Consider the following 17,955-nt stretch of genomic DNA (forward strand, 5'->3'; position numbering starts at 1 on the left):
TTTATTAATCATTATCTACATAGAATAATAGAAAACCTTCATAGCCCTCAAATTGGATTGTAATTCATCATACTTTTATGATTTCGGTATTAAAAAGTAAAATGTGCTGCCAACATCCGAAGATGAACATTCTTTCAAACTATACATTGTTCCTTCGTCTGTATTTTCAGATGTAATTTCAGAACAAGATGTACTTTGTGCTCCTCTGTCAGCACCCGCATATCCATCTTGCGAGTCATCGTAGGTGTAATTTATTTTATCGCCGTCGAAATTCAGATTATAAAAAACCGGATCGCCTTCTACCGTATACAATGTAATGCGGATTTCATCTTCAATTCCGGCTTCGAAATTCTCGATAAATTCTTCAAACTTATCCAAGTTGGTAATTTCACCAAAAATATCAACAACATCCCCATTTTCAATCGCCTCTTCACGAGGATAAGGGCTTTCAGGATTGTCGACTGCAATCGTTGTAGTATCAGCACCAGTCGATTGTTGGCATCCGATTAAAAACATTGTGCTAAGCAACGCACCTAACAGGATTGAAAAACTTTTCAATAAAACCATCTCCCTTCCTTTAAAATATAATTTTCTCTTCTATTATAAATCTTAACATAGGAGCCGAAATATATTCCCTTTTTTTCCCTTCTCAACTTAACTCCACTTTTTGAGTGTTCTTTTTGGCGACTATCATCTGTATAAATTTTAAAAGCAAAAAAAAAAGGCTTTTCAGCCTTCAATTTTCCCATATGTAATCTCGTCTTCATCGCGTACATCCACGCCTTCACGGATATGCACAATCGTCCTCAGGATCAGGCGCGATTTATCGGTTTCCACCAGCCATCGCTCATCCGGAACGATTTCGAATTGCTGCATCACCGTATCCTTTGATTTGACAGAACCTGCAAACTCCATGGATTGCTTGGATACAACGGTTTCAATGATATTAAAATCACTGTCTTCACGGTAATCATCGATTAATTTGATGACGTGCAATTCCACATAATCAACTTCCTGGTCGGAGTCTCCCCCTTCGAAATAGATGGTGCCGTTCAAGGTCTCGCCTTCTTCCAAATGCGGCCTCTCCACTACTGTTTCGACTTTCATCGATCCAAAGCCGATTGATGATAAAAAATCTTTGAATTTCATTTTAGGAAACCTCCAAATTTTTGTATTACCACTTTACCACTTCTGGTCTTACCGTAAACGTTTAATGCAATTCTGTATAATCGTAATGGTTATCAAGTGCAGGCTCATATTTATTATACCGGCGTTTGAACAGCTTGAATATATGGGAAACCAGAACACGCAGGATTGCGTAAGCTGGAATTCCGAGAATCACCCCTGCCACTCCGAATAAGGAACCGGCTGTCAATAGGACGAAGATGATGGTGACCGGATGGATATACAGCGTTTTCCCCATGACCTGCGGTGAAATCACATTTCCCTCCACCAATTGCACCACTGTCCAGACAATCGCCAGCTTCACCAGCATGAATGGCGAAGTTACTAAAGCGATAATGACTGCCGGTGTTATTGCGATTGCAGGCCCGATATAAGGCACAACACTTGTGAACATTGCCAGCACTCCGAGCAGAAGCGCATACTTCATGCCGATGATCAGGAAACCGATATAAACCATAACGCCGATCAGGAAGGCAACGATCAATTGACCCTGGATATAAGCACTTAACTGCTTATCCGCTTCACCAAATACCTCACGTGTATCGTCGCGCAGCCGCGGCGGCAAAAGTTTCAAAATATATTCCGGAAGCTTTTCGCCGTCTTTCAGCAAATAAAACAAGATAAACGGAACGACGACAATCGACAGCACAAAGCTGGTGATCGTGGACAGGAAACCTGTAACTCCGGTGATGATGGTCGTCACCGTATCCTGAAGGATGCCTGCCAGATTATCCGGCAACGTTTCCATCAATTGATCGATATCAAAATTGGATCCGGTATAGTAATCCCCTATATATGAGGTACGAAGAAACGCATCAATATCCGTCATTAATTGCATGAAGTACTGCGGAAACTCATCAATCAACATTTGGAGCTGCTCCCGCAGGAAAGGCAGGATCAAAAATGTGACGAGTGTCAGCAAACCGACGACGCCAAGAAAGATGATCAATATGCCCCAGATTCTTTTGACGCGGAACCGTTCAAGAAGCCTCAGTACTGGGCGCAGCAGATAATACAAAATCATCGCTAAGGTCACAGGCAATACAACCGTCTGCATAAAGACGCTAAGCGGATTAAATATGAACGAAACTTCCCTGAATATGAAAACGATCAAGCCAACCAACAGTAACGCAATTAAAGTAAATAAAGTGTTTCTGCCTCCCAGGAACTGAATGTAGTTCGTTGTAAAAAAGGATGGCTTTTCTTCAGGTTCCATGGCGCTTCCTACTTTCCCTTTGGACTAATCATTTCTATTTTAGCATATATTCTGATTTATTTACTGCAGGGGCTGGCCTAAAAATTCACTCAAGGCCTGCCGGTTCTGCTCCAAATTGATTTCGAGCACTGATCCGGCCTGTGCATAATTACCGTAGCTATGGCTGCCTTCAACCGGAATCGTCAGCCTCTCAATGCCTTCTGTTCCGCCGGTCGCCATATCAGTCGCCAGCTTCACCTGGTCCAGTGCCGGCATATCGGTTTGGACATAGCCTTGTGCAGCTCCTGCCAGTTTCGGGAACTTGGGAATGGCGGAAACGCTGACCATTTCTTCCTTCAGCGCTGCAAGAACCTGCTGCTGGCGGCGTACACGACCGAAATCTCCTTCATTATCTGCACGGAAACGGGCATAGCCGAGCAACTCCTTGCCATTCAAACGCTGTTGGCCCTGAGTCAGTGATACACCGATATTCTCAGACATGTCTTTTTCGACATCTACTTCGACGCCATTAGGCGCAGCAATATCCACTAATTTCTCAAAACTGGAGAAGTCGACTAAAGCATAATGCTGAATTTCCACACCGAACATATTGCGCAGTGTATCAGCTAACAAATCTACTCCGCCCAGGTAATAAGCTGTATTCAATTTATAGGATTGATATCCTGGAATCTCCGCGTAGATATCACGCATGAACGACACAACTTTCACATCATTCGATTCTTTGTTGTGCGAAACGAGCATCATCGTATCCGTACGGGATTTTTCTTCACCGCGGGAGTCGACACCCAGTACCAATATATTTTCATAGCCTTCATTTTCTTCATCATTATTAAATTCAACTTCGGGTAAATCCGATTCTTCGGCCAGTTTCTTGCCGCTTTGATATTGCATAAAAAAGTAGGCGCCGGCTGCAAGCAGAATAATCAATAGCATGAACAGGATTCCCCGTTTACGGACTCTTCTCTTTTTGCGGCGTCTTCCTCTAAGTTGGCGTTCTTCTTCCATTAATGACACATTCCTTTCTATATCCATGCCAAATATGACGCATGGGCGATGCAGAAGTTTCCACTTTAAAGTATCGACATATCAGTGTAATACAACTCTATATTCATACAGTATAAACAATTTTATTGTCTGTAAACAGTTGCAGTGGTACTATTTCTTTTATGAACGACAGGAGGAGATGTGTTATGGCAGAGAAAGCGACATTTGCAGGCGGCTGTTTCTGGTGTATGGTTAAGCCGTTTGACCAATTTGATGGAATAGAAAAAGTGGTTTCGGGTTATTCCGGCGGCCACGTGGAAAATCCTACTTATGAACAAGTAAAGACTGGCACAACCGGCCATCTTGAAGTGGTCGAAATCACATTCGATCCGGAAGTTTTCCCTTACGAGCAATTGCTTGATATCTTCTGGCAGCAGATTGACCCTACTGACAATGAAGGGCAGTTCCAGGATCGCGGCGATCAATACAAGCCGGCCATCTTTGTCCATAACGACAGACAACGTGAAATTGCTGAAAAGTCAAAGCAGGAACTGGATGCAAGCGGCCGATACAATAAACCGGTAAACACGCCGATTCTTGACGCTGCACCGTTTTATGCAGCAGAAGATTACCACCAGGATTATTACAAGAAAAACTCTGAACATTACCATGAAGACCGTGCACAATCCGGCCGGGATGAATTCCTTGATGCCGTTTGGACACAGGAACAAATCGAAAAATAATATTGACGGACGCTCCAGAAATGGAAGCGTCCGTTTTTTTATTTATCTATCTATACAAGTTGAACTTAAGAAATAGAACAAATACCGCTTCGGCGCTATGGACAGTGCAAAGATTATGCTCCTGCGCACTGCTCGTGGCAAAGGAGGCGCTAAAGCGCTCCTTGCCTCCCGCAATAAGGCGAGAAGACTACTCGTCTTCTGTCCTGTCGGCATTCGCCTGCTCCGGAGAGGCGCCTTTGCTGAAAGAAATCTCTAAAGATATGGAGCAAAACAGCGAAGACTCCCAGGGGATTAGAAACACAGTTGGCTTCCAACTGTGTTTCGAGCGAAGTGCTGAGATCCACTCGGGCGAAGTGAAACGAGCACGAGTTAGCTTAGCGCAAGCCCCCAGGAACGCGGAGCTGTTTTGCGTAATATCGTTTCTAAGAAGACTTAAATACCATCACCCAAGCAGCTTCGCCATATAATACTCATCTATGTATTCCCCGTTGACTTTCAACGAATTCTTTTTGATTCCTTCTATTTTAAAGCCCGCCTTCTGATATAAAGCGACACCGGCGCGATTATGAATCATCACAGTAAGTTCCAGCCGGCGGATTCCCTTTTCGATCGCCCAAGCATCCAATTGTTCGAACAATCTGGTGCCGACGCCTTTCCCTCGGCTCGATTCCCCAATGCCGATGGCCAAATACACACTATGGCTCCTCCGCTGTGGACTGTTGCCGATGATGAACAGATACCCCTTCAGTTCCCCATCGTCATCCGCCAACAGTATCGCCGATTTTTCATCCTGTTCCATTGCCTCTATTCTTTTGCTTAACTGCTCCGGTGATATTTGGCGTTCACCCGGTTCGAACATCATGAAACCCGATTTTTCTGCATCTGCAATCAAGTTCACCAATCGTGCGGCGTCAGCCCTTTCTGCATTTCTGATAATCACTTGTCTCCTTCCTTTCTGTTGCCAATACTTCCGTTGACAATATCTATGACTTCCAGCAGATCCTGTATTTCATATGTCGGCTGGATTTCGCTGTCATTCTTTTTGCCGTTTGGATTGAACCACACCGTATCAATGCCGTAATTTATACCTCCTTGAATATCTGAGGTCAATGAGTCCCCCACAATAATCGTCTTCGTTTTCGCTTCGATTCCTATTTTGGAAAAAGCATAATCGAAAATCCCGGAATCCGGTTTTTGATAGCCTGCCTCTTCCGATATGACGATGTGTTCAAAGTGACTGCCAAGTTCTGAATTTTGAAGTCTCGATTTCTGTACTTCGCCGAAGCCGTTTGTCATAATCACAAGCCGGCAATGCGATAACTCTTCCAAAACTTCAAGGGCACCAGCCATCAGATGGGCTTCCTTCCCCAAATAACCCAGATATGTGTTGCTGAACGCAACCGGATCTTTATCTGTCTGATGTTCCAGGAACAAGCGCCGGAACCGCTCCACTCCAAGTTCCCGCAGCGCAATATTCCCTTGTTCCAGGTCATTCCACAGTACTTTGCTGATTGCCCTGTAACTGTCATGCATGTCGACAAAGCCATTTGGAATCTTAAAATCCATAAATGTATTATGTAATGCTGCGTGTTCTGATAATGCAAAATCCATTAATGTATCGTCAATATCAAAGATGACGGTCGTGTAAATCTGCTCTTTCAAGTCGGATTTCCCCTTTTTAATTCGTATTGATTTCAATCAGTTGCAGGTTTTTCTTTCAATAAAAAAGCGAACACCATTAACATGGCAATAAACCCAAGAAACAGGCTCAATGAGATCATATGGTTTTGGAATCGGTCATAGAATAAGCCGATGGCAAAAGGCGTAAGCGCGGAAATGATATATCCTCCGGACTGGATCATCGCAGTCCAGCTGTTGACGTCGTCCGGCGTAGAGTTTTCATCCAACGGCATCATTAATGCCAATGGGAACAAACCTCCGAGTGTGATACCCAGGCAAATCGCTGCAGGCCAGATAAAGGCAATGCCCGCAAACATCAGCAATAGAACACCAACCGCTCCGAATCCAAGACTGATCATAATCCATAAATGGCGGCTGGGCCATTTTTCAAGCAGCAGTGGAATCGACAGGTTGCAGGCGATCTGAACTGTCGACATGACAGTCAGGACCGCACCGGCAACCAGGATCGACATCCCTTTTTCGATGGCAATCGGTGCAAGCCAGGTAATGATGGAAAAGAACAACGCCGACTGGAAACCGAAAAACAGAAGCATATACCACGCACGCCTGTTTTTCCATGGTGAAACGACAGCAATGCCTTCCAGCGGTATTTCATCTACTTCGGCTGCCGGCTCCTTAACGCGAAGCCATAAAATAATCGCTGCTACCGACAGCAGCCCCCAGCTCGCCAATGCAAAAGGCCATCCCGCGACCGCATAAAAGACGCCCGTTAATCCCGCTGCCAATGTTGCCCCGAGCCCCATTCCGAATGAATAGACGCCGATCAACGAAGCTGTACGCGTCGGGAAATTTCTTTTGATCATCGCAGACAGCAACGGGCTGATGATGGCTATCGATAAACCGATAAAAAATGCACTGGCAAGCAGAATTGGATAGGTTGGCAAAAAGCCGCGCAGCAATGTGAATGCCCCTATCGCCGTCAATAGAATTGCGATGGATTTTTTCAGTCCCAGCTTCTTATTGAAAACGACTGCCAGCGGCGCAAACAAACCCATGCAGAAAACCGGCACCGAGGTAAGCAGGCTTACCTGGCTGCTGGTCAGTGAAAGATCTGCCCGTATCGTATCCAGCAGCGGGCCGATTGAAGATATTGCCGGACGCAAATTGATGGAGACAAAAAGAATCGCCAGAACCATTATGCCAAGCGCGGATTTTTTTTGCTTGTCTGTCAAAATGTAAACACCCCTTTCCGACGCCAATCAAACTTGTGTTCGCCACAAAAATTTATTAAAATAAAAGCAGTGAAAGGCGGTTACATCTATGAAAATCGTAAATTGGAGCTATGCTAAACGCTATAATATAAAAGCCATTTTTGATGAATTCCCGCATGTGGTTGTCTGGTTCCGCCAAATAGGCGGCTATTATTTCATATTCACCATGAAAGGCCTGACCCCGGAACACATTCCGACACGGCGCGATTATGTTAAAATGGAGTATTTACTCAACAAAGACCTCGGTATGCTTGAAGCTTATAAGGAACGAAAGTATAAGGTTTAGCAATTTTATAATATGTAAGTAAGAATCTTTGGTAAACGATGTTCCGCAAAACAGCTCCGAAGACATTAGCCGACGCCTGCGAGGCTAAGTCTTTGCGACGAAGCAGCGCAGCGATGCAGGAGCACGGGGTTTAACCTTGCTCCCCAAGGCGTCTTCGCTGTTGTACTCCACATCTCTAGAAAGTTTTCTCAGCAAAGGCGCGGCTCAGGACTGGGCGGAGCAATAAGACGAGTGGTCTTCTCGGCTTATTGTGGGAGCCTTGTCCAAAGCGCCGAAGCGGCATGATTAGAATTTCTCTTTTCGAACCACACTCTTCCCTTTTAGTTTAACGAACACCGCGTTCAGATGCTATCTGTTTTTGACCATTTCATGGTATACTAATGGCATTGTGAAATTTAGGAGGTACGTATTAATGATAGCAGTAAATGATGTAAGTTTACGTTTCGGTGACCGTAAATTATTCGAGGACGTGAACATCCAATTCAACCCGGGAAATTGCTACGGACTGATCGGAGCCAATGGTGCCGGTAAATCGACGTTCATTAAAATTCTTTCCGGTGATCTTGAAGCACAATCCGGCAATGTCTACATGGGATCAGGCGAACGCCTCGCTGTGTTGAAGCAGGACCACTTCGAATACGAGGAAAAACAAGTTCTTGATACAGTAATGATGGGCTATAAGAAATTGTATGATGTCATGACTGAGAAAAATGCCATCTATATGAAAGAAGATTTTTCTGATGAAGACGGCATGCGCGCTGCTGAGCTTGAAGGCGAATTTGCCGAGCTGAACGGCTGGGAAGCAGAATCTGAAGCTGCAATCCTTTTGCAGGGTCTTGGAATTTCAGATAATCTCCACGACAAGAAAATGGCGGAACTTTCCGGTTCCGATAAAGTGAAAGTGCTATTGGCACAGGCGCTTTTCGGCAAACCTGATGTTCTTCTTCTGGATGAGCCTACCAACCACCTGGACCTTAAAGCGATTCAATGGCTGGAAGATTTCCTCATGAACTTTGAAAACACTGTCATCGTCGTATCGCATGACCGTCACTTTTTGAATAAAGTCTGCACACATATTGCGGATTTGGATTTCGGTAAAATCCAACTTTATGTAGGAAACTACGATTTCTGGTACGAATCAAGCCAATTGGCGACTCGCCTGGCATCTGACCAGAACTCCAAAAAAGAAGAAAAGATCAAAGAATTGCAGGCCTTTATCGCCCGCTTCTCAGCCAACGCTTCCAAATCGAAGCAAGCTACGTCGCGGAAAAAAATGCTTGATAAAATCGAGTTGGACGATATTCGCCCTTCTTCACGAAAATATCCGTTCGTCAACTTTACGATCGGCCGCGAAATCGGCAATGACGTTTTGACGGTTAAAGACTTGAGCCAGACAGTGGATGGCAATAAACTGCTGAGCGGCGTCAGCTTCAATATGAACAAAGACGATAAAATTGTATTGATCGGTGACCCTCTCGCTAAGTCTGCCCTGCTTCGCATATTGGCAGAAGAAGACGAGCCCGAAGAAGGCTATGCACGCTGGGGAGTTACAACTTCACGCGCCTACCTTCCGATTGACAACACAGCCTATTTTGAAGGCAGCGAGTTGTCGCTAGTCGATTGGCTGCGCCAGTATTCACCTGAAGACGAAAGTGAAACATTCCTTCGCGGCTTCCTTGGAAGAATGCTGTTCTCCGGCGAAGAAGTGAAAAAGAAACCGTCTGTATTATCAGGTGGCGAAAAAGTCCGTTGCATGCTTTCTAAAATGATGCTGTCCCACGCCAATGTCCTGTTGTTGGATGAACCAACCAACCACTTGGACTTGGAGTCAATCCAGGCATTGAACAACGGCATGATCGCTTTCAAAGGCGCGATGGTCTTCACATCACATGACCATCAGTTCATCCAGACAGTTGCCAATCGTGTAATTGAAATCCGTGAAGACGGTACAATCCTCGACAAACAATTGACTTACGATGAATTTCTTGAATGGAAAGAATCACAAGGCATCACTAACTAAGCCAAAAGAAATCCCGCCACACATTCCTCTGGAGTGTGTCGCGGGATTTTTAGCTTGTTATACTAATTAACCGATATTGCGCAAAACAGCTTCGCTTTCCTTGGGGCTCGCACTGAGCTGATCCCTTGGGAGTCTCACTATTTTGCTCCATATCTCAGAATCGCTTTCTATAAAGAAGTAATCTAACAAGTTTGGTTTTCCGAGAAAAATATTTATATGTTTCTACAGATATAAAATGCAGCAGCAGGCAGCTCCCTGCGGAACGCGTCCGTCTGTCTCTGCATCGCTGCGCTAGCTTCGAGACATTAAAAGATATGCAGCGAAATGATTGAAGAAGTTTATGTTTCTCGACAGACTGAAATCCCGCCACACTTTAAAAGTGTAGCGGGATTTTTCTGATTTATTTAAGGAAACGTTTCACCATTTTACCCGCTGGCAAACGAGATGCCCATTTGTTTCCAGTGCTGGCTAATCTGCTGACTACCATAAGCAGATCTTCGTCACCAGCCCAATGGGATGTTACAACTTCCTTCGGATACTTGTTCAACAATGAGTTTACAATATAAACTGCCACAACCACATCATCGGCAAAACCGGCAGGCCCCATGATAGCTTCAGGCAGTAAATCGACCGGTGCAAAGAAATAAAGGATCCCCGCTCCGATCATCGACTTGCTTTTGCTGTCGATGCGACTGTCAAGCATCATTTTCATCAGTAAATGGAAAAAATCCGGAGCAAACAATACGTACTTCAGGAATTTGCTTCCCTTGCCGTTTTTACTATCTACCCAGTTTTGAATCTTGTATCGCAGCTTCTGATAAAAATCACGTTGATCTTCTTCGCTTGGAAGTGGTTTTTTCAGATTTTCGTTCGTCATTGGTTCTCCCCCTATATCCGTAATTGTCCTTATTATAACCATATGTGTCCTAAGAAAAAGCTTTAATGCAGTAAAACTTTAAAATTTCATGGTCACATTCGTAGCAACTCGTTCTCTTTCCGGATTTCCTTCAATAATATTGAATTTAACTTCTTGCCCTGGCATCAATACACCCAGATCCATATTGATAGAAATCGTTTCGACGAAAAATTCCTCACCTGTCTCAGCGACGATATAGCCGTATCCTTTATCTTCATCAAACCATTTCACTTTTCCTTCGCCCCAAATTACTTCATCAGCCATAAAAAGAAACCTCCTAATTTCATATCCTCGATACTTTTTTATACCCTCCCAAGCCAACCGTTTAAACTTCTTCTATAATAGGCTGTCTGCTTCCATTAAAAAGAGGCCCACAATCGTGGACCTCCAACGTGCCAATTAAAGTTCAGACTTAAATGGTCAATTGACCCCTACAGCAGAGAAAGCGGCTTTCACGCTTGCCACCTCAGCACTGGATGCTCCGTATAAATCTGTGGCAGCCTGAACAGCAGCTGCACGGAAATGGCTGTAGTTCGAATTCGGCGTTAAGTACTGCGTCAATGTGCGGTAATAGATATCTCCCGCTTTGTCATTTCCGATAGCATTTACGCTGACTCCATAATGAGTTCCGCCGTTCGCCAACAAGTAAGCGGCTTTATTGCTGATGCCGGAGTTGATATGGACTCCGCCGTAATCACCAGTTCCTGTATAGCGTTTCGAATAATGGTCAGGGTCTCCGCTCAAAGTCGGATCTTCCATCGAACGCAGTGCATCCCCGGCAATGTTCGGCGTATAAATATCCTCGCCTACCTGCCAATCTGGATTATTGTTGAAATGGTATTCGACAAGTGTTCCAAAGATATCGGACATCGATTCATTGATTGCTCCAGATTCGTTCTGATAAACCAAGTCAGCCGTCGTATCTGTAACGGCATGCGTCAGTTCATGAGCAATTACATCAAGTGCGCCGGACAATGGGATAAACTGGCTGCCGTCCCCGTCACCATAAACCATTTGTGAACCACTCCAGAAAGCATTGTTATAGCTGCGCCCGTAATGGACTGTCGATACCAATTGCGCGCCGTTGCCGTCATAGCTGTTGCGGTTATGGACGTCAAGGAAATAATCATATGTCTGTCCAGCATAAGCATGTGCGTCTACAGCTGCCCCGTCGTAAGCCGCGTTATAGACATTATCGCTGTCGAGCCATAACGTTCCTGGCGTTCGTGTACGATTTTTCGCGTCGTATGTGAAGATGCCGTCTCCCCGTGTGCGGTCGACAAGATAGGATCCATTGTTATTCAGCAAGGTATTGAAGGTTTTTGTATCACCAAGCACCCCTTTTCCGCTGGCTGTCGAATCTTCCCCAGTTAAAGTGCCCCCTCCTGCAGAAGGTTTGGCTGCATGGATTTGATTATAGGAGTCCAAAACTTCGCCTGTTTTGGCATCAATGAAGTACTGATAATTGCCCGGTTCCGGATACAGGAATTCAAATTCAGCACTGTATGCATAGTTTGCTTTTCCGTCTTGTACATATACCACCAGTTCGGCCGCTGCTTCATGTTCGAGTTCCGGTGTACCACCAATTTTTTGAGCCAGGTCAGCTGCTGCATTTTTCAGCGCTGCATCCGCTTTTACTGTTGCCCCTTTTTTCAATGATTGCTTGTCATACAATTCAGGTGCAAGATTACCGGATACCGATGTTAATACACCTTCCTGATTTACATGCGCGTTGATGACGGAGCCGAATACCGGCACCCCTTTAAATACTTGCTGCAGTTTCAGTTTTGTAAACCCAAGGTCATCTTTTTTCTGGCTGACAACTTTGAAATTGGACGAACCATTCTTGCCGATCTTATAGTCTTCTTCTTTCTGCTCCAAATATGTAAGGACAATTTCTTTCACCGGTTTATTGGATGGAGCTGTAAGCTTCCCGGCAATAAAATCCGGCGTCTTGGTTTCTTTGTTTACATGGATCTTCTCTGCTGTGTTTTGTCCTGGTGCTGTGTTTGCGGAAACTGCTGTAGCTGATAATGCCAGTGATGCTGCTAAACTTAAAGTCAGTAATTTTTTCTTTTTCATCAAATTCACTCCTTTTCGTTTTACCGGAATCGCAGCTCGGTGTTAACAGCATAACTGTTTAATTATTCTGAATATATAGGCTGGATTAAGTGTTTTTATTTTCCTGTAATGGATATTATTGAACTTATTGTAAAAGGAAGCTTGTGATAATACTGATGTTTAATGGGTAAATGTATGGGTAAAGATATTAAAAAAAATTAAGAAATAATAGAATTAAAGATATTGTTTTTTATATCCGAAAATTCTGATATCTATAAAAATAATAAAACAAAATAAGACCTTCTCTCAAGGACATCCCTTCCCCGGCAGCTCTATCAACATTGCCGGCATAGAGGCGCTGCAAAATATCGGAGAAATTATGTAATTTGACTAGTGAGTCGATTAAGATGTAAGTTTTAACTGTTCTCAAATATCAAATCAGTAAAGGGGTTGGGAAAATGTCAGCATTATTCACAACATCTGCAACAGCCACTGGTGGTCGTAAAGGAAGAGTCGCTTCCGATGACAAGGTATTGGATCTTCAATTGGTTTCTCCAAAAGAATTGGGTGGACCCGGAGGTGAAGGCACAACTCCTGAACAGTTATTCGCAGCAGGATATTCCGCCTGTTTTGATGGAGCATTGGATGTAATCATATTAAAAGAAAAAGCGGAAGTCTCCAGCACTTCCGTCAAAGCCGATGTTCATTTCCTCAAAGATGAAAGTGATGACGGCTACAAGATTGCTGTTACGATAAACGCCCACCTGGAAGGCGTGGATGAAGAAACTGCCAAAGACCTCGTAGATAAAGCGCATGCATTCTGCCCCTACTCAAAAGCGACCAATGGCAATATCGACGTTGAATTGAACATAATTTAAAAATGAGCATAGTTTCCTTATCAATTTAAATAAAGCTGATGGAGAAAAATCATTGATTTTTCTCCATCAGCTTTTGATATTGGAAAACATTTAACGAAACTTCCTTTGATGTCCGCTCCTTTAAGCTTTAAGACCAAAAAAAGAGCCGCTCACAATGAGCAGCCCTTGGAGATTACACTTTAGTTACGTTTGTAGCTTGAGGTCCGCGGTTGCCTTCCTCTACTTCAAATTCAACTTTTTGTCCTTCGTCAAGCGTTTTAAAGCCTTCGCCTTGGATCGCTGAGAAGTGTACGAATACGTCATCTCCGCCTTCAACTTCGATGAAGCCGAAACCTTTTTCTGAGTTAAACCATTTTACTGTACCTTCTTGCATGTTAAAAAACCTCCTGATAATAAAAAAATTTTCAATATGGAATTTCAATAAAAAAATTCACATATTCCAAAAAGTACCATCACTTGCTGATCACTTTTTGGAATATGTGAATAGCTGTTTGTGGTGAAGATAGTATTTATTTCCTTAATAATACCTAAATTGCGTGTAAGTGTCAAACAAATCTAAATATTTATAATTATTTTTTTAGAAACTGTTTCTTTCCGTTGCATTTCAATTTCTCTAATTGCATTTTGCCAAATCGTTTGGCATCTGTCCAGTAAAAAGCCTCTGCAGCCTGGTCAAATTCCGAAGTTTGTATTGCCTCTGCCTTTCCCGTAAAATGGGGATAAAGAAACTCAGGACGAAACTTTTCAGACATTCAATCGTATATATAAGGAATAGCATTGAAGGAGTGACTTTCGCATGAAGCGAGTCCAAAACTTTATAAGACGCCAGTCGGTCAGCCTTCCGATTACGGGAGTGATGTTCCCCATCCTATACCTGGGTGCGGAAATCGGATTGCTCGCTTCAGGAGCAGTGGCAGCCGGAACCTATCTTGCCAGTAATTCAACGATCAAACAAGTACAATTCTCTTCCACTTCCAAGGAATTGGGGATGACGAGAAGTGAATATAAACATGTACTCAAACAAGTCCAGGAAGCCAAGACAAAAACAAAACGGCTGCAAGGACATTACTACCGTGTACGCTCCATCTCTTCCTTCAGGCAATTGATGGAGATGACAAAGCTTGCGAACAAAATCATTACTGTCGTTCAGCAAAACCCGAGAAAATTTTATCTGGCTGAGTCCTTTTTTTATTCGCATCTGGATACTGCGATGGAATTGACCGAAAAATACACTTTGCTGGTCGGACAGCCTGTGAAAGACCGCGACATCAAAATCGCCTTACAGGACACACGAGATACCCTGCAGTCGATGAATCGTGTTATGGAAAATGATTTGAAGAAAGTACTGTCTTCCGATGTGGAACAGCTTCGGATGGAACTTGACTATGCCCGCCTGGCGGTCGACAAACAGCAAAATCAGAAACTATTGGTTCAACCCCCGGCCGATGACGAAGGAGACGTGGAAAATGAACGAAAATCAATCGACTCGAAGTGAATTGGATGATTTGCTGGAATCGCCATTCGGCATCCAGATGGAAAAAGAGCAATCCCCTGCCGAACAGCAATCCGGCCGTCCCGTACTGTTAATGGACAAATTATCAAATGAGGACAAGAAAAAAGCGCAGGAGCTGGCGAAACAGATTCCAGCCGGCAACCACGAAGCGATTTTGACATACGGCGCAAATGCCCAAAGCCAGCTGGGCAATTTCTCTCACAAGATGCTCGACCATGTGCAGCAGAAAGATATCGGCCCCGTTGGCGACGTGTTGCATGACTTGATGAAGAAATTGCAGGAATTGAATCCGGAGGAATTGACGGAGACGAAAAAGTCCGGCATCCGGAAACTGTTTGCGAAAGCTAAATATTCTGTTCAGGAAATCATGACCAAATACCAGAAACTGAGCACGCAAGTCGACCGCATCAGCATCCAGCTGGACCATTCGAAACGCGGCCTGCTGGAAGATGTTCAAATGCTCGAAGAATTGTACGATCAGAACAAAATGTATTTCCAGGCACTCAATGTCTACATCGCCGCCGCTGAACTGAAACGCGATGAAATCCTGAATGAGACCATACCTGCACTCCGCAAAAAAGCGGAGGCATCCGATGACCAGATGGCTTATCAGGAAGTCAACGATATGGTGCAATTTGTCGACCGACTGGACAAGCGTTTATATGATCTCCAGTTGTCCCGGCAAATCACCATCCAGAGCGCACCGCAAATCCGGATGATCCAGCAGACCAACCAGACTTTGGCTGAGAAGATCCAGTCGTCAATCATGACTTCGATTCCGCTCTGGAAAAACCAGATTGCAATCGCTTTGACGCTCAATAAACAGATGAAAGCCGTGGAAGCTCAGAAACAGGTTACTTCCACCACCAACGATCTTTTATTGAAAAACTCCGAAATGCTGAAAATGAATTCAATTGAGACCGCCAAGGAAAATGAGCGCGGCATCATCGAAATTGAAACATTGAAAAAAACTCAGGAAAATCTGCTTACCACTATTGAAGAGACTTTGCAGATCCAAAGCGAAGGACGCAAAAATCGCCGCGCCGCTGAAATGGAAATCGGCAAAATGGAAGTGGAACTCAAACAGCGCCTGCTGGCCATCCACGAAGGCGAAAATTCCAGAAATCAACAATAGAAAATCCCGTGAAGCTTATCTGCTTCACGGGATTTTTTCGCTTGTTGAGAATAAATGCCTTTTCCACTTTAAATTTTCAATTCTATATTTTTACTCCGGACAGTATTTGTGCTGCTCCGGACAGTATTTTTCTTCTGAAGACAGTATTCCCTTTTAAATGGAAAAAAACTCATGAAAAACTCGATTAATTCGGCGATTTCCCATAGTTTAAATGGAAAAACAAAGCTCAAAACGAAAATCCATACTTAACCCGACTGGATAACCAGATGCAAGGTCCGTTTCAGCAAACGCAGCGTCTGGTCAACGAAATGTTCGAGCGAGTCGGCACTCACGGATTTATTGCCATACATCATGCGGTAGAAAGCAGCCTGCTCTTCTGTGATCGGTTCACTGCTGAGAAAGAGGTGCAGCAGCTCTACCCCTTCTTTCTTCGCTTCCGCCACAGAATTCGCTGTATCGACCACTCCGTTTTCCGCGTAATTATATGCCGACGGCTCACCATCCGAGAATACCAGCAGGAAGCGGTGTTTCTCGCGCCGGCGCTTGACCCGGTCGGTCATCCAGCGGATTGCAAAGCCGTCCCGGTTATCTTCATGCGCCTCGAATGATACAATCTCCTGCGCATGGTCGCGCATGCCGTCTTCGAATTTATGCATCCACTCAAAATAATTCGGCTGTTCAGTGTCGCTTGCTTCATATGCATCTTCATAAAACAGCACAATTTCATGTGGTATGCCGAGTCCGCGAAGCACATCGTGGAACAGCAGCACAGCCTGTTTGGTTTCGTCCAATTTATCAACCATCGAAGCAGAACCGTCAATCAGCAGGCAGAATACTGCGTCTAATTCCTTGGAAGGCGCAGATTTTCGGTAAAACGGCTTCGGACGCTCTTCAAGTGCAAGCGGCAGCAGGTTTTTAGACAGCCTTCCGGCATTTAAATTGGCGCGGTAATCCTGATGGCGCTGTGTAATGCGCTTTTTCAATTCCTTCAGCAGGGCCCGCACATATGGCGCCTGCTTCCTGCGCCAATCGGCTATTTGCCGGCTATGGTCAACATGCGCCAACAGCCGCTGTTCGTGGTAAACGACCTGTTCATTGGCGCGGCCGAATTTGCCGCCTGCTTTTTTCGGTCCGCTTTCCATCTCCCTGTCTTCTTCATCGTTATCTTCCAAATGATCACCGCTTGAATCTCCCCTGCCGGTCTGCTTCACTTCATCCGCGCCAGCTTCCTCCCGCCCGCCTGTAGCCAGCTGCGAATCACCGCGTTCGAGTTCAAATTCCATGGCAGGCGTATCAGTCATTTCATTTTCGCGGTGCCAGGTATTAAACCATTCCTCGATTGTTTCAATTTCTTCCTGTTCTTCCGTTTTTTCAGCTTCAATGCCTTCATGGTAATGAAACGGAGGAGCTTTATCCGCTGCGTCACCGAAAGTGTAATAAGTATGAACCATATCGTTTTTCAGCAAATATTCGAGCCGTCCTGTCATCTGCTCCACAATTGCAGCTGAATCGGCAGTCGACCTTGCATCAAACAATCCTTTCCAAATCAGCAGTACAGCGCCCCACTCGTTATCCATTTCAGTTTCGATATCGCGCAGGCTCAGGTATGCCGCATTTAGAAAAGCGTCCGCCAGAAAGCCTTTTTTCAGGTTCTGATTGAACTGATCCTGATGATATTCGCGGTAAACCTGTTCACGAACAGCAAACGCTGCTGCTGTTCCTGGCCGTTCTTTGATTATCTTCTCTGACAGCCTGAATTCTTCCGCACACAGCAGCAGCTGTCTCCTCAATGAGGATACTGGGGATTGTTCAGCTATTAAGTCCTTCCATGCCGACAAACCGAAATTTCTCCAAAAGCCGGCACTAAGCAAATAGACATCCGAAAGATAGCCTTGCTGCTCTGTGTATTTTGTGCGATGCCTCCAGAACACACTGACAGAAACCGACGACTCGGTTGGCCGAAATTCGATCAATTTACGGGTCGTTACCTTCAGGTAAGGGGCATCGGCCAATGCGCCAGCAAGCATTTCCATCCGGTAGAGCATTTTCGTATCGATTGTTTCATTATTAAATTGGATAAAGCGATTGACTGACGCCATCCCATTC

General features: G+C 44.6%; 19 protein-coding genes. 6 read left to right on the plus strand and 13 right to left on the minus strand.

Annotated elements, in window-relative coordinates; genetic code table 11:
• Positions 1–75: 75 nt before the first annotated feature.
• The 5 genes from DP120_RS05115 to DP120_RS05135 all read right to left on the minus strand — a co-directional run bounded on the left by DP120_RS05115 (position 76) and on the right by DP120_RS05135 (position 3,406).
• Entirely contained in the window at positions 76–558 is a 483-nt protein-coding gene (locus tag DP120_RS05115) for a DUF4362 domain-containing protein (protein WP_240611976.1), read from the minus strand.
• Positions 555–749 carry a hypothetical protein gene (locus tag DP120_RS05120; protein WP_112222513.1) on the minus strand — a complete coding sequence of 65 codons (195 nt, stop codon included), beginning with the start codon at positions 747–749 and terminating at the stop codon, positions 555–557. Before DP120_RS05120 ends, DP120_RS05115 begins: the two co-directional genes overlap by 4 nt.
• Positions 730–1,149, minus strand: coding sequence for a sporulation protein (locus DP120_RS05125; protein WP_112222514.1), 420 nt, complete (start codon positions 1,147–1,149; stop codon positions 730–732). Before DP120_RS05125 ends, DP120_RS05120 begins: the two co-directional genes overlap by 20 nt.
• A 61-nt stretch (positions 1,150–1,210) precedes the next feature.
• The gene (locus tag DP120_RS05130) at positions 1,211–2,401 is read right to left on the minus strand and encodes an AI-2E family transporter (protein ID WP_112222516.1); all 1,191 of its coding nucleotides are present in this window, start codon (positions 2,399–2,401) and stop codon (positions 1,211–1,213) included.
• Positions 2,402–2,461: 60 nt separating this feature from the next.
• Positions 2,462–3,406, minus strand: coding sequence for an LCP family protein (locus tag DP120_RS05135; protein ID WP_112222517.1), 945 nt, complete (start codon positions 3,404–3,406; stop codon positions 2,462–2,464).
• A gap of 185 nt (positions 3,407–3,591) precedes the next feature.
• Here DP120_RS05135 and msrA point away from each other — a divergent pair, with 185 nt between their 5' ends.
• Positions 3,592–4,128 carry a peptide-methionine (S)-S-oxide reductase MsrA gene (msrA, locus tag DP120_RS05140; protein WP_112222519.1) on the plus strand — a complete coding sequence of 179 codons (537 nt, stop codon included), beginning with the start codon at positions 3,592–3,594 and terminating at the stop codon, positions 4,126–4,128.
• Between the two features lie 442 nt (positions 4,129–4,570).
• Here msrA and DP120_RS05145 read toward each other — a convergent pair whose 3' ends face one another.
• The 3 genes from DP120_RS05145 to DP120_RS05155 are packed head-to-tail and all read right to left on the minus strand — an operon-like array spanning position 4,571 to position 7,001.
• Positions 4,571–5,068 (minus strand): GNAT family N-acetyltransferase, encoded by a 498-nt coding sequence (locus DP120_RS05145; RefSeq protein ID WP_112222521.1) that lies wholly within the window; start codon positions 5,066–5,068, stop codon positions 4,571–4,573.
• Positions 5,065–5,790: a YjjG family noncanonical pyrimidine nucleotidase gene (locus tag DP120_RS05150; protein ID WP_276310395.1), complete on the minus strand. Its 726-nt coding sequence runs from the start codon at positions 5,788–5,790 to the stop codon at positions 5,065–5,067. The genes DP120_RS05145 and DP120_RS05150 overlap by 4 nt, the downstream gene beginning before the upstream one ends.
• Before the next feature lie 32 nt (positions 5,791–5,822).
• A complete protein-coding gene (locus tag DP120_RS05155) occupies positions 5,823–7,001 on the minus strand; it encodes an MFS transporter (RefSeq protein WP_112222522.1) in 1,179 nt (392 codons plus the stop codon).
• Positions 7,002–7,089: 88 nt separating this feature from the next.
• Here DP120_RS05155 and DP120_RS05160 point away from each other — a divergent pair, with 88 nt between their 5' ends.
• Positions 7,090–7,326 carry a hypothetical protein gene (locus DP120_RS05160; RefSeq protein ID WP_112222524.1) on the plus strand — a complete coding sequence of 79 codons (237 nt, stop codon included), beginning with the start codon at positions 7,090–7,092 and terminating at the stop codon, positions 7,324–7,326.
• 412 nt (positions 7,327–7,738) lie between these two features.
• Positions 7,739–9,346 carry an ABC-F family ATP-binding cassette domain-containing protein gene (locus DP120_RS05165; RefSeq protein ID WP_112222525.1) on the plus strand — a complete coding sequence of 536 codons (1,608 nt, stop codon included), beginning with the start codon at positions 7,739–7,741 and terminating at the stop codon, positions 9,344–9,346.
• 400 nt (positions 9,347–9,746) lie between these two features.
• Here DP120_RS05165 and DP120_RS05170 read toward each other — a convergent pair whose 3' ends face one another.
• The 3 genes from DP120_RS05170 to DP120_RS05180 form a co-directional block, all read right to left on the minus strand.
• Positions 9,747–10,223, minus strand: a complete 477-nt coding sequence (locus tag DP120_RS05170; protein WP_112222527.1) for a YkvA family protein — start codon at positions 10,221–10,223, stop codon at positions 9,747–9,749.
• A 78-nt stretch (positions 10,224–10,301) separates the two neighbouring features.
• Positions 10,302–10,526, minus strand: coding sequence for a cold shock domain-containing protein (locus tag DP120_RS05175; RefSeq protein ID WP_112222528.1), 225 nt, complete (start codon positions 10,524–10,526; stop codon positions 10,302–10,304).
• Between the two features lie 156 nt (positions 10,527–10,682).
• Positions 10,683–12,344 (minus strand): M4 family metallopeptidase, encoded by a 1,662-nt coding sequence (locus DP120_RS05180; protein WP_112222529.1) that lies wholly within the window; start codon positions 12,342–12,344, stop codon positions 10,683–10,685.
• A 437-nt stretch (positions 12,345–12,781) separates the two neighbouring features.
• Here DP120_RS05180 and DP120_RS05185 point away from each other — a divergent pair, with 437 nt between their 5' ends.
• Entirely contained in the window at positions 12,782–13,201 is a 420-nt protein-coding gene (locus DP120_RS05185; protein ID WP_112222531.1) for an organic hydroperoxide resistance protein, read from the plus strand.
• Positions 13,202–13,373: 172 nt separating this feature from the next.
• Here DP120_RS05185 and DP120_RS05190 read toward each other — a convergent pair whose 3' ends face one another.
• Positions 13,374–13,574: a cold-shock protein gene (locus tag DP120_RS05190; protein ID WP_112222532.1), complete on the minus strand. Its 201-nt coding sequence runs from the start codon at positions 13,572–13,574 to the stop codon at positions 13,374–13,376.
• Between the two features lie 423 nt (positions 13,575–13,997).
• Between DP120_RS05190 and DP120_RS05195 the strand changes: the two genes are divergently transcribed.
• Positions 13,998–14,696, plus strand: coding sequence for a 5-bromo-4-chloroindolyl phosphate hydrolysis family protein (locus tag DP120_RS05195; RefSeq protein ID WP_112222534.1), 699 nt, complete (start codon positions 13,998–14,000; stop codon positions 14,694–14,696).
• Complete coding sequence (locus tag DP120_RS05200; protein WP_112222536.1) at positions 14,668–15,849, plus strand: toxic anion resistance protein; 1,182 nt, start codon at positions 14,668–14,670, stop codon at positions 15,847–15,849. Before DP120_RS05195 ends, DP120_RS05200 begins: the two co-directional genes overlap by 29 nt.
• Positions 15,850–16,094: 245 nt before the next feature.
• On the opposite strand, the gene DP120_RS05205 is transcribed toward DP120_RS05200, so the two are convergent.
• Complete coding sequence (locus DP120_RS05205) at positions 16,095–17,948, minus strand: vWA domain-containing protein (RefSeq protein ID WP_112222537.1); 1,854 nt, start codon at positions 17,946–17,948, stop codon at positions 16,095–16,097.
• Positions 17,949–17,955 lie beyond the last annotated feature (7 nt).

The sequence above is a fragment of the Planococcus halotolerans genome (assembly GCF_003289955.1).
Lineage (GTDB): Bacteria > Bacillota > Bacilli > Bacillales_A > Planococcaceae > Planococcus > Planococcus halotolerans.

Excerpts from the sequence above, each read along its gene's own strand:
- DP120_RS05120 (WP_112222513.1), bottom strand. The coding sequence starts at position 749 with ATGGGAAAATTGAAGGCTGAAAAGCCTTTTTTTTTTGCTTTTAAAATT.
- DP120_RS05125 (WP_112222514.1), bottom strand. The coding sequence starts at position 1,149 with ATGAAATTCAAAGATTTTTTATCATCAATCGGCTTTGGATCGATGAAA.
- DP120_RS05130 (WP_112222516.1), bottom strand. The coding sequence starts at position 2,401 with ATGGAACCTGAAGAAAAGCCATCCTTTTTTACAACGAACTACATTCAG.
- DP120_RS05135 (WP_112222517.1), bottom strand. The coding sequence starts at position 3,406 with ATGGAAGAAGAACGCCAACTTAGAGGAAGACGCCGCAAAAAGAGAAGA.
- msrA (WP_112222519.1), top strand. The coding sequence starts at position 3,592 with ATGGCAGAGAAAGCGACATTTGCAGGCGGCTGTTTCTGGTGTATGGTT.
- DP120_RS05160 (WP_112222524.1), top strand. The coding sequence starts at position 7,090 with ATGAAAATCGTAAATTGGAGCTATGCTAAACGCTATAATATAAAAGCC.
- DP120_RS05165 (WP_112222525.1), top strand. The coding sequence starts at position 7,739 with ATGATAGCAGTAAATGATGTAAGTTTACGTTTCGGTGACCGTAAATTA.
- DP120_RS05170 (WP_112222527.1), bottom strand. The coding sequence starts at position 10,223 with ATGACGAACGAAAATCTGAAAAAACCACTTCCAAGCGAAGAAGATCAA.
- DP120_RS05175 (WP_112222528.1), bottom strand. The coding sequence starts at position 10,526 with ATGGCTGATGAAGTAATTTGGGGCGAAGGAAAAGTGAAATGGTTTGAT.
- DP120_RS05180 (WP_112222529.1), bottom strand. The coding sequence starts at position 12,344 with ATGAAAAAGAAAAAATTACTGACTTTAAGTTTAGCAGCATCACTGGCA.
- DP120_RS05185 (WP_112222531.1), top strand. The coding sequence starts at position 12,782 with ATGTCAGCATTATTCACAACATCTGCAACAGCCACTGGTGGTCGTAAA.
- DP120_RS05190 (WP_112222532.1), bottom strand. The coding sequence starts at position 13,574 with ATGCAAGAAGGTACAGTAAAATGGTTTAACTCAGAAAAAGGTTTCGGC.
- DP120_RS05195 (WP_112222534.1), top strand. The coding sequence starts at position 13,998 with ATGAAGCGAGTCCAAAACTTTATAAGACGCCAGTCGGTCAGCCTTCCG.
- DP120_RS05200 (WP_112222536.1), top strand. The coding sequence starts at position 14,668 with ATGAACGAAAATCAATCGACTCGAAGTGAATTGGATGATTTGCTGGAA.
- DP120_RS05205 (WP_112222537.1), bottom strand. The coding sequence starts at position 17,948 with ATGGCGTCAGTCAATCGCTTTATCCAATTTAATAATGAAACAATCGAT.